The organism is Azoarcus indigens (assembly GCF_004361735.1).
In the GTDB taxonomy this organism is placed as follows: domain Bacteria; phylum Pseudomonadota; class Gammaproteobacteria; order Burkholderiales; family Rhodocyclaceae; genus Azoarcus; species Azoarcus indigens.
Genome location: NZ_SNVV01000013.1, coordinates 123017 through 133665, shown reverse-complemented (window position 1 = coordinate 133665; position 10649 = coordinate 123017). Strand labels below are relative to the sequence as shown.

The 10649-nt window shown below is 65.5% G+C and carries 9 protein-coding genes; 2 read left to right on the top strand and 7 right to left on the bottom strand.

Annotation, left to right across the window (positions count from 1 at the left end; all coding sequences use genetic code 11):
• Positions 1 to 332: 332 nt before the first annotated feature.
• The 3 genes from C7389_RS15670 to C7389_RS15660 form a co-directional block, all read right to left on the bottom strand.
• Positions 333 to 728, bottom strand: coding sequence for a hypothetical protein (locus C7389_RS15670; protein WP_133593144.1), 396 nt, complete (start codon positions 726 to 728; stop codon positions 333 to 335).
• A 16-nt stretch (positions 729 to 744) separates the two neighbouring features.
• Entirely contained in the window at positions 745 to 2106 is a 1362-nt protein-coding gene (locus C7389_RS15665; RefSeq protein WP_133593142.1) for a (Fe-S)-binding protein, read from the bottom strand.
• A gap of 236 nt (positions 2107 to 2342) precedes the next feature.
• Positions 2343 to 3260 (bottom strand): LysR substrate-binding domain-containing protein, encoded by a 918-nt coding sequence (locus C7389_RS15660; protein WP_133593140.1) that lies wholly within the window; start codon positions 3258 to 3260, stop codon positions 2343 to 2345.
• A 71-nt stretch (positions 3261 to 3331) separates the two neighbouring features.
• On the opposite strand from C7389_RS15660, the gene C7389_RS15655 reads away from it, so the two are divergent.
• Together C7389_RS15655 and C7389_RS15650 are read left to right on the top strand one after the other, a co-directional pair.
• Positions 3332 to 4552, top strand: coding sequence for an MFS transporter (locus tag C7389_RS15655; protein WP_211168290.1), 1221 nt, complete (start codon positions 3332 to 3334; stop codon positions 4550 to 4552).
• Positions 4553 to 5314, top strand: a complete 762-nt coding sequence (locus C7389_RS15650; RefSeq protein ID WP_133593138.1) for a glucose 1-dehydrogenase — start codon at positions 4553 to 4555, stop codon at positions 5312 to 5314.
• A gap of 272 nt (positions 5315 to 5586) precedes the next feature.
• Here C7389_RS15650 and C7389_RS15645 read toward each other — a convergent pair whose 3' ends face one another.
• From C7389_RS15645 to C7389_RS15630, 4 genes are all read right to left on the bottom strand, one after another.
• Positions 5587 to 6294 (bottom strand): superoxide dismutase, encoded by a 708-nt coding sequence (locus tag C7389_RS15645; RefSeq protein ID WP_133593136.1) that lies wholly within the window; start codon positions 6292 to 6294, stop codon positions 5587 to 5589.
• Positions 6295 to 6463: 169 nt separating this feature from the next.
• Positions 6464 to 7603: an ABC transporter substrate-binding protein gene (locus C7389_RS15640; protein ID WP_133593134.1), complete on the bottom strand. Its 1140-nt coding sequence runs from the start codon at positions 7601 to 7603 to the stop codon at positions 6464 to 6466.
• Positions 7604 to 7764: 161 nt separating this feature from the next.
• A complete protein-coding gene (azu, locus tag C7389_RS15635) occupies positions 7765 to 8217 on the bottom strand; it encodes an azurin (RefSeq protein ID WP_133593132.1) in 453 nt (150 codons plus the stop codon).
• A gap of 340 nt (positions 8218 to 8557) precedes the next feature.
• Positions 8558 to 10561 (bottom strand): TonB-dependent receptor domain-containing protein, encoded by a 2004-nt coding sequence (locus C7389_RS15630; protein ID WP_133593130.1) that lies wholly within the window; start codon positions 10559 to 10561, stop codon positions 8558 to 8560.
• Positions 10562 to 10649: the final 88 nt, after the last annotated feature.

Here is a 10649-nt window from a genome sequence, read left to right as displayed (position 1 = left end):
CCGAAACCGCGAAATCTGGAGAAAGGGGGGCGTCTACGGCCCGTCCCTCTACAGATCAAGTTCATTAAAAATCGGCTGGAGAGAAACATACAAGGCCGTTGGCGCGGCATGCAGCCTTCCATCCGGGGAGATGCGCCAGGGACCTCGCAGGCAAAGGGCTTCTGCAAGCCCTGCCGGAGGACGCGGCCCGACCGGCCCTGGCGCCTTCCATTGCGGGGGGATCGATAGCGCACCGACCGCCGGCCCCAGGCTGTTGAACGCCCCCCGCCTCCGGGCCGCCAGAGGCGCGCACCTCGAAGGCAGCCCTGCCTCCGCCCGCCGGCGGCTAAGGCTCAGGCGTCGAAGGCGAACAGCTGCGGCAGTTGCCGGCGGTAGCGGCTCAGCTCTACGAGCATGGCTGGCACCTGGTTCTGCAGCGCCTCCCACACCTGCTCGCGGTCCTCATCTCGGCGGATGCGCAGATGCGGCTTCAGCGCCTCGATGGCTTCCCAGTCGATGCGCGGCATCGCGTTCTTCACCTCCACCGGCAGGTCGATGGCGCTCGCCACCACGGTGCGCAGGCACTGCATGGCCTTGCGGCGGGCCATGTGGGAGGCGAAGAAGCCCTCCGGCTCCCAGCCCTGGATGCACAGGCCGATGGCGACCGCCGCATCGTGCAGATTGCCCAGCAGGCCGGCGCGCCACAGTGCGGCGCCCAGCGTCGATGAGTCTGGAATATCGTCGGTCAAGCTTGCTCCCTGGCTGTCAGGCGAGCGCCTGGCGCAGCAGCACGGCGACATGCACCGGCTCGCGCGCCACGCCCTCGCGGATCTGGTGTCTACAGGAAAACCCGTTTGCCAGAATGGGCGCTTCCGGCGCGGCACGCAAGGCCGGCAGCAGGTCCAGTTCGGCCATGCGGCGGGAGAGCTCGGCGTGCTCCGCTTCCAGGCCGAAGTTGCCGGCCATGCCGCAGCAGCTGGCCTCGACGAACTCGAACTGGAACTCCGGGATCAGGCGCAGCACCTTGCGCAGCGACTTCATCGCCCCCACCGCCTTCTGGTGGCAGTGGCCGTGGACCAACGTGGTCCCGGCGGGCAGCGGCTTCAGCGCCAGCGTCATGCGCTTGCGGTCATGTTCGCGGGCGATGAACTCCTCGAACAGGTAGACCTGCTTCGCCAGCGTTTCCGCCTCCGGCCCGAGGTCCAGCTTCAGGTGATCGTCGCGCAGCGACAGGATGCAGGACGGCTCCAGGCCGACGACGGGCAGGCCGCGCGCCAGCGCCGGCCGCAGCGCCGCCTGCATGCGGCGGGCCTCGGTGCGCGCCGCCTCCACCTGCCCCAGCGACAGCAAGGTGCGGCCGCAGCACAGCGGCCGCCCACCCTCGGCATCGTCCGCCGCCGGCGCCAGCACCTCGACGCGGTAGCCGGCGGCGGTGAGCACCGCATGGGCAGCCTCGGCCACCTCCGGTTCGAAGTGGCGGGCGAAGGTGTCGACGAACAGGATCACCGCGCGCTCGTCCGCCGCCGGGTACAGCGGCGAGCTTTCTTCCACCCTGGTCGCGGGGGCCGCGTAGGCGCGCGCCGCGGGCTCCGGCAGCTGGCGCGCGGCCGCCACGCCCAGCCAGCGCTCGCCCAGCTTCGCCAGCCACGGCGAGCGGTTGCGCCAGCGCACCAGCCTGCCCAGCCAGGGCCGCTCCGCCAGCAGGCGCGGCAGCGTGCCGAACAGGCGGTCGCGGCGCGGCACGCCGGTGATGGCGTTGCGCTGGGCGAGCACCTCGATCTTGATCGCAGCCATGTCCACCTGGTTGGCACACTCGCGCTTGCAGCCCTTGCAGCCGACGCAGAGCTCCAGCGCCTCCAGCACGGCGGGATGGGCGAAAGGCCGCTCGCCCAGTTCGCCGTTCAGTGCCTCCTTCAGCACCTTGACGCGACCGCCGGGCGAATGCGCCGGATCGTCGGTGGCGCGGAAGCTGGGGCACATGACGCCCTTGGGCTTGGTCTGGCAGGCGCGGTCGTTGATGCAGACCGCCACCGCCTTGGCGAAGTCGCCGCCAGTTGCCGGAATGCCGGCATAGGCGTCGCCCTGGCCGGCGGTTTCATACGATGACCAGTCCAGTCGATGTTCCATGTCCACCTCGTTGCGATACGGTGGACAAGCAAAGCGGGTGCCACGCAATGGAATCAGGGACTTGCTCGTACGCCGCCACCAGACTGGCGGCTTTGCCACAATCCGGTGCGACAGGGGCGACGGTTCGCCGCAAAAAGCGCATGGCTGCACCGGCATGCGTTCCGCCTGGCCCGCCGCGCATCCCGGGCCGAGCCCGGCACGGGCCCAGGAAGGATATGCAGCGCTTTAGCTTTAGCTCAAGCCTCCGGAGAATCCGCGCCGCTGGGGCGAAGCGCTTCAGCGGCCAGCCAGTCCACGAAACCGGGGAACAAGCCCGCGGGGTCCGCCTGGCGCGGAAAGATCGCAATGTATCCCGTTCTTGCAACCCGGATATCGGGCAGGGGCATCACCAGGTTTCCGCGCGCGATGTCGATCTCCAGCATGGGCATCGGCCCGATTCCGATCCCCAGCCCATCTTCCACCGCCTGGCGGGTCACGAAGAAGTGATCGAATGTCTGGCGCGGCCGCCCGGCGAGATGCTGTAGCCCCGCAGCTTCCAGCCAGTTGGCCCAATCGCCGGCCCTGGTTTCGCTGGCAAGCCACACATGTCCTTCAACGTCGGCTGGCTCGCGGATAGGTCGTCGTGAGAACAGCGCCGGGCTCATGATGAGCGTATCGGTGTCCTCCAGCAGTGGAACGACGTGGTGCTGGGGCCAGAGATCATTCCTGGCAACGCCGCGCCGGATTGCCACATCAACACCGCCGCGCAGATCTTCCACCACGCATGAGACCGTCGTAACGGCGACTTCCACGTCCGGATGGTCGGCGTGGTAGCGATGGAGCCTGGGGATCAGCCAGCGCATCGCAAGACTGGTCGGGGCGCTCACTCTGAGGATACGGCGCACGTTGGGCCGACCGCAGGCGTCGGCGGCAAGGGCCAGGCGATCGAAAGAAAGCCCCACCTCGGCAGCGAAGACGCGCGCCATCGGCGTGGCGACCATGCGGCGTCCCTCCTTGGTGAAGAGTCTTTGGCCCAGCCAGCTTTCGAGGGCAGCAATCTGCTGGCTGACCGCTCCGTGGGTAACGCCAAGTTGCATCGCGGCATCGGCGTAGCTGCCCGTTCTGGCAGCGACTTCAAATACGCGTAGGGCGTTGAGGGGTGGGAGACGGCGCATGGTTATCTATAGAAAAACTATCTAGATTCGTTAGATCATATCGATTGTGCAACTTTTCTATCACTTCTACCATGAAGCGCATGAAAACTTCGACAGCGCTTCATGAAGCCAGGAGTGCCTCGCCGGGCTCAGCCGCACCGAAGTCACGCAGCCTGGCGGCGGCCTGTCTGACGCATGCGCTCCACGATGGCTACACGGACGCCCTGTATGCCTTCCTGCCCGTATGGCAGGCGCAGTTCAACCTCTCCTATGCAGCGCTGGCGGTGGTACGCGCGCTCTACTACGGAACGATGGGCGGCTTGCAGATCCCCGCCAATCGCGCGCTTCGCAGTCTGTCGCCCCGCGCCGCGCTGATTCTCTCAACCGCGCTCGCCGCCGCGGGTTTGCTGCTCATGGCACTGCCGTTCGGCTTTGTCGGCCTTTGCGCCGGGCTGGTGGTGGCCGGCGTCGGCTCGAGTATCCAGCACCCCCGGGGCTCGATGCTGGTCACCGCCACCTATGGGGCCGAGGCGCGCCGTCCGTTGGGCATCTACAACTTCTCGGGAGATCTCGGGAAAGCCGTGTTACCCGCGCTGGTCGCGGTGCTGCTTCCGATGCTTGCCTGGCGATCCGTGCTGGCCCTGATGGTGCTGCTGGGCATCGCCCTGCTGGCGGCCCTGGCAAGGCTTGCGCCGACGGGAATCGCCCACCGGAGCGCCCCTCCGAAGACGCCCTCGAGCCGGGGCGGCCGGCGCGGCGGCTTTGGCGTCCTGACCACGATAGGCGCGCTCGATACCGCAACCCGCATGGGCTATCTGCTGTTCTTGCCTTTCTTGATCCATGGGCGGGGGGGCGATTCACCGACGGTGGGGCTGGCGCTCGCCCTGTTGTTCATCGGTGGCGCGTTTGGAAAATTCACCTTCGCCTGGCTAGGGGAACGGCTGGGGGTTGTGAGGTGCGTCATGCTGGCCGAGGCGGCGACGGCCACGCTGATCACAACGACGCTATTTACGCCGCTGCTACCTACGCTGATCCTGCTGCCCGTGCTCGGCACCGTGCTGAACGGCACGTCCTCGGTTCTCTACGGCACCGTTCCTGAACTCTCCAACGGAGATACCGGCCGCGCCTTCGCCGTCTTCTATACGAGCGTCATCGGCTCCGGCGGCGTCGCACCGATTCTCTACGGTGCGATTGCCGACCACAGCAGCCAGGCGGTGGGATTGTTCGTTACAGCGGCCACCGCAGCCGCCGTCGTTCCGCTGGCCTCCGCCCTGCGCCCCTACTTGACCCCACGCCAATCGCACGGAGGATGAATGGGAACGCTCTCGAACGGGAAAACCATCCTGGTCACGGGTGGAAGCCGCGGCATAGGGGCAGCGACCGCCAGACTCGCCGCCACGCAGGGCTACAACGTGGCTCTCAGTTTCGTCTCTAACGAAGCGGCTGCCCTGGCAGTGGCAGCAGACGTGAAAGCGGCTGGCCGCCAGGCCTTGGCCATGCGGGCAGACAGTTCGGATCCCGGGGAGCTTGCGCAATTGTTCACCGCGATCGACCAGGCGTTTGGCCGCCTCGACGTGCTGGTGAACAACGCCGGAATCATTGCAAGGCAGGCACGGCTGGAAGAGCTCGACTTCGAGCGGATGCAGCGCATCTTCGCGGTCAACGTGATCGGCCCGATCCTCTGCGCCCAGCAGGCTGCGCGGCGTATGTCGCACCGCTATGGCGGACAGGGGGGCGTGGTGATCAATGTCTCGTCAGCGTCGGCCCGGCTTGGCAGTCCGAATGAGTACATCGATTACGCAGCCTCGAAAGGCGCGCTTGAAACCTTCACCGCCGGCTTCGCCAAGGAAGTTGCCCGGGAAGGGATACGCGTCAATTGCGTTCGCCCTGGCCATATCTACACGGATATGCACGCCAGTGGCGGTGAGCCGGGGAGAGTGGATCGCGTGAAAGATACGATCCCGATGGGTCGGGGAGGCCAGCCCGAAGAGGTGGCGCGGGCAATCCTCTGGCTGGCAAGCGCCGAGGCCTCCTTTATCACCGGAACATTTCTTGATGTGACCGGCGGGAAATAGGCTGCGTGAGAACGGCTGGGATGGCGCTGACCGGGTCCTGATCCACGCGGCTCCCAGGCCCCGCCACCGCCGCCGCCAGGGCAGCAGACTGGTCCCATGCCGTCCTTCAGATCGCGTGCGTGGCCCCCACTTGCGAGCCTGGGGGCAGGGAAGCTGATGTAGCGGGTCTGGAGAGTGGGTCCCGTGGATTGCCGGGCTGGCGTCGGCACGGAACAAGAAACGCGCTGCCGCCGGTAGCCGCGCCGGCGGCAGCGCGCTTCGCGGGGCGCGTGTTACTTCAGCGCCGCATCGTAGCGGCGGCTCACTTCCTTCCAGTTCACCACGTTCCACCAGTTGGTGGCGTAGTCCGCCCGCTTGTTCTGGTACTTGAGGTAGTAGGCGTGCTCCCATACGTCCAGCCCCAGTACCGGCGTGCCGCGCTGTATCTCCGGCAGATCCATCAGCGGGTTGTCCTGGTTGGGGGTGGAGGTGATCGCCAGCTTCTTCTCCGGCGTCACGATCAGCCACGCCCAGCCGGAACCGAAGCGGGTCAGCGCGGCTTCGTTGAAGCGCTTCTTCATCTCGTCCATGGAACCGAAGTCGCGGGCGATGGCGGTTTCCAGCGCCGCACTCGGCTGGCCTGCCTGGTCGGCCGGCGCCATGATGGTCCAGAAGAAGTCATGGTTGTAGTGGCCGCCGCCGTTGTTGCGCACCGCCACCGGATACTTGGAGATCTGTCCCTGGATGGCCTCCAGCGACATGCCGGCCAGCTCCGGGATGTTCTTGGCCTGGGCGTTCAGGTTGTCCACATAAGCCTTGTGATGGCGGCCGTGGTGGATCTCCATGGTGGCGGTATCCACGTGCGGCTCCAGCGCGCTGGGTGCATAGGGCAAGGGCGGCAGCGAGAACTGGGCCAGCGCCGCGGCCGGCATCAGGCCGGCGAACAGCGCGGCAAGCAGACTGCGCCGGACGAACGGGCGCAAGGGGATGGCAGCTTGCATGGTCTTCCTCCTGGAATTGATTCCGTATCGCAGCGGGCATGCCGGACGGCAATGCAGCCGGGATTATCCGCTTCAATTCCGGACGTGAATGCAAGCACACGAAACAGCGAGGGGCGGCGCCCTGTCGGGAAGCCGCCCCTCGGCGCATGGCGTGCGGACGATTCAGCCGCTACTGCACGTAGCGACCGTCGGAGCGCACCATCGAGAGATCCACATAGCTGGAACCGGCACGCACGCCAGGCCCGAAGTTCACTTCATAACCGCCCAGGCTGAGCTTGCGCATGCTTTCCATCGCCTGTACCAGCCGCTCGGACGTCACGTCCGGCCCGGCGCGGCGCACCGCTTCCACCAGCACCCGGGCGGCGATGTAGCCTTCCAGCGTGAAATAGCTGATCTCCACGTCCTTGCGCTCGCCTAGCTCGCGGTAGAAGTCGCGCACGATCTGCGTTTTCCTGGCCCAGGGGGACGGCACCACCTGGGTGACGATGATGCCGTCGGCGTCCTTGCCGAGTTCCTGCACCAGCTGGTTGCTGCTGACGACGGAGAGGCCGAGAAACTGGGCACGCTTGCCGGTCTTGAGGTAGTCGCGGATGAAGTTGACCGAGGCCTTGCCGCCGGTGGCAAGGATCACCGCCTGCGGCGCCGCCTTGGAGATGGCCGCGGCGCTGGCGCCGGCTTCGTAGGTCTGCTGGGCCACCGGGGCGGAAACCGGGGGTGGCAGCTTGCGCTCGGCCAGCAGCTCCTCGACGATCTTCAGCGCCGAATGGCCGAAAGAGTCATCCTGCAGCGTCACCCCGTAGGAGGTGATGCCGGTGGTGGTGAGGTAGTCGATCATCGCCCGCAGTTCGTCGCGGAAACTGGCGCGGGTGAAGAAGAGGTAGCGGCCGGCGTGCTCCTGCAGTTCCGGCGTGCCGCTGACCGGCGAAATCATCGGCACCTTGGCCGCCTCCGCCATCGGCGCGCAGGCCACAATGGCGGGCGAGCCGGTATAACCGAAAAGGGCGATGACTTTGTCCTGTTCGAGCAGCTGCTTGGTGTTGGCCTTGCAGCGGGCAGGATCGTAGCCGTCGTCCAGGGTGATGAGTTCGATCTTTCGCCCGCCCACACCGCCGGCGGCATTGATGGCGTCGAGATGAACCTTGATGCCCTGGGAGTAGAGCAGGCCATTGGCCGCCTGCGGACCGCTCAGCACAACCGATTGGCCGATCTTGATGGGGGGTTCGGCATGAGCCGTGGCAACCATTCCCAGCGCGCCGCACAGGCTCGCCATACAGGCAGCCGCCACGGTCGCAAGACGCTTGAAGCGCATTCACATACCTCCGGACAGGAAACGGAACGTGAGCGTCTTAGACCCCGGCAGCGCTCGCCTAGGGAGCATGCCGCAGAGTCCGGGCGCCGCCGTATCCGGCGCGCCATGCCGGCGCGCCGGAACGGGTAGGCACGACCGCTGGCGGCCGTGCCCGGAGACGATCAGAACTTGATCGCGCCCTTCATGACGGCCCAGTGGCCGGGGAAGGAGCAGAAGTAGCTGTAGGACTCACCGGCCTTCAGCGCGGACACGTCGAAGCTGACGGAGTCGCTTTCGCCACCGCCGATCAGCTTGGTGTGGGCGATGACACGGGCGTCGCCATCCTTGACATAGTCCTTGGCCGGACCGGCAGCGGCACCATCGGTGGCGATGCCCTGCAGGTCGGCAGTCTTGGCGATGACGAGGTTGTGACCCATCGCCGCCTTGGCGAGCTTGCCGGTGTGCTTCAGGTGCACGGTGAACTTCTTGCAGCTCTTGTCTACGGTGATTTCCTTGACGTTGAACTGCATGGCGTCGTTGCCTTCCACCGTGGCTTCGCACGTCGCGGCCCACGCCGGCACTGCGGCAGCGGAGAGGATGGCGGCAGCAACAATTCCCTTCACCTTCATTTTCATCGGTATCTCCCGTGATCAAACAACAAACAAGCATCGCCAGAATTGGCCTGGCAAGTCTCCAGCTGTCGGGGGTCCGGAAGTACGGAGTGTGCGTGCATCTCTATCTTCCGGCTTAGAAAAATAGGAATTCCGCCATTGTGCCCGGAGCGCCGGGACCGGGCAATGACGCCGTCCCTTTTCCCGGGCTGTCCGCCCTCCCCTCCCCGGCCGGCACGTGCGATCACGGTGCGCGATTCGGGCTCGTGGCCCACCTGCGCGGTCTCCTCCATGAACGGCAACGCCCCGGCCTGCTGTCGACCGGGGCGCCCTCGCCGAGTTCGCGATGCCAGCAAGCCTGGGGTCAGAAGTCTGCCGCCAGCGACACGAAATAGCGCCGGCCTTCCTCGTTGAAGTCAGTGGAGACGTCGCGGTTCTCGCCCTCGTCGCCCAGGTTCAGGACGCCGGCGCGGACAGTGAGCATCTTGTTGATGCGGTAGGCGGCGCTGAGGTCCACCACGCCGTAGGCGGATTTCTTCAGGTTATTGGAGACACTGATGTATTGGCTCCCTGAATACCGCGCAGTGGCGTTGAGCGACCAGTTGTCGTCCGGCTTCCAGTCCGCGCCCAGGTTGGCCGAGTGCCGCGGGCGATAGACCATGGGAATGTCGCGTACGCCGCTGGTGTTCTTGGCGTCGGTATAGGTGTAATTCGCCCGCATGGACCATTGCGGCGACAGCTCGGCGCGGAAGCTGGTTTCCACACCCTTGGTCGTCACGCTGTTGATGTTCTGGTAGGCGAAGATCGGTCGGCCGTCGGGCAGGTAACCAACGAAGTTGGCATAGGTCGGCGCCAGCGCGACGTTGGAGGTACGGTTGGTGATGTCGATCATGTCCTTGATCTTGTTGTGGAACAGCGTGATGCCGCCGCCCACCTTGCCGAAATCGAACTGCACGCCGAGTTCCTTGCTGGTGCTGGTTTCCGGCTTGATGTCCTCGCTGCCGATGATGTAGCAGCCGGTGACCGCGCTGCCGCAGGAGACCGAACCCCAGTTCGGGCTGCCCTGCAGCAGCGTCGGCGCACGGAAAGCGCGCGCCCAGCCGGCCTTGAAGCTCACTGACTCGGTGGCGTGATAGACCACATAGGCGCGCGGGCTGTTATGGCCACCGAAGTTCTCATGGTGGTCGAATCGGTTACCCAGCGTCAGCTTGAGATCGTCACGGAGGGTGAATTCATCCTCGATGAACAAGGCGTATTGGGAGACCTCCGCTTCTGGATCGGTCCCATAGCCGGCAGTACCCGGCAAGCCGGCGAGATTGGCGCGATCGCGCAGGTTTTCGCGACGCAACTCGCCACCCAGGGTCAGCAGTTGACTCGCAGCCTCCCAGGGCAGCACCAGTTTTCCATCCAGACTCAGGCTGGTGGCCTTGTTCGGGTTCTTCTGCCCGGTCACCGTGCCAGTCTGGTTGCGGGTCTCGTCGTAGTTGAAAGTAATGTCCGACGTACCGAAACCGTAGCGGCCACTGTGGCTCAAGGAACTGGCTTCGCGCTCGAGGATGAAACCATCATGGTTGCGGCGGTTGCGGTCGTAGGTCAGCCCCACTTCGTGACCATCGACCGGTCTCCAGTTCAACGCACCGCTGAACTGGCGGTTTTCAACCTTGGGGAAACCCGATTGGGTACCGTTGATTCCCGGATCGTTGATATTGCTGTCATCCGCCTCTCGCTTGTCGTAGCCCCCGGACAGCCGCAGCCCGAGCACATCGGCGATCAGCGGACCGCTGACGCTCGCGCTGGTGATGAAGGCGTTGCCGGCGTCCGCATCCTCCTGAACAACGGCATCCGCCTTCACTGAGCCCCGCCAAGTCTTGCCGATCTTGCGGGTAATGATGTTCACCACGCCACCGATGGCGTCCGACCCGTAAAGGGAGGACATCGGCCCGCGGACCACTTCAATGCGCTCGATCTCGGAGGCCGGCACCCAGCCGGTGTCGTAGTCGTTGCCGCGAAACACCGCGTTGCTGGAATTGACGCGCTTGCCGTCTATGAGCATCAACGTGTAAGCCTGGCCCAGGCCGCGAATCTGCACACCAGGCACCAGGTTGCCATTGCGGCTCAGCGTCACTCCTTCCACCGTGCCCAACAACTCTGCCAGTTCCTGCACTGGCCGCTTCGCGATCTCCTCGCTGGTGATCACGCTGATGCTGGCCGGGGCGTCGCGCAGGGTCTGCTCGGTGGACGAGGCGGTCACCACCACCGTGTCCAGGGTCTGGTCGTCTGCGGCCAGCGCCGGCAGGGTGCAGAAGCCGCACAGCAGCGTCGCCAGGGGGCGTAGCAGGAGTGGGGGATGGGAAATACGGACGCTCACGGAACTCTCCACAGAACAGGCTGATTAACCCTACAATAGGAATGATTCTTGTTTCCAAAATCAGCCGAAAGTATGGCATCGGGCCGTA

Excerpts from the sequence above, each read along its gene's own strand:
- C7389_RS15665 (WP_133593142.1), bottom strand. The coding sequence starts at position 2,106 with ATGGAACATCGACTGGACTGGTCATCGTATGAAACCGCCGGCCAGGGC.
- C7389_RS15660 (WP_133593140.1), bottom strand. The coding sequence starts at position 3,260 with ATGCGCCGTCTCCCACCCCTCAACGCCCTACGCGTATTTGAAGTCGCT.
- C7389_RS15655 (WP_211168290.1), top strand. The coding sequence starts at position 3,332 with ATGAAGCGCATGAAAACTTCGACAGCGCTTCATGAAGCCAGGAGTGCC.
- C7389_RS15650 (WP_133593138.1), top strand. The coding sequence starts at position 4,553 with ATGGGAACGCTCTCGAACGGGAAAACCATCCTGGTCACGGGTGGAAGC.
- C7389_RS15645 (WP_133593136.1), bottom strand. The coding sequence starts at position 6,294 with ATGCAAGCTGCCATCCCCTTGCGCCCGTTCGTCCGGCGCAGTCTGCTT.
- C7389_RS15640 (WP_133593134.1), bottom strand. The coding sequence starts at position 7,603 with ATGCGCTTCAAGCGTCTTGCGACCGTGGCGGCTGCCTGTATGGCGAGC.
- azu (WP_133593132.1), bottom strand. The coding sequence starts at position 8,217 with ATGAAAATGAAGGTGAAGGGAATTGTTGCTGCCGCCATCCTCTCCGCT.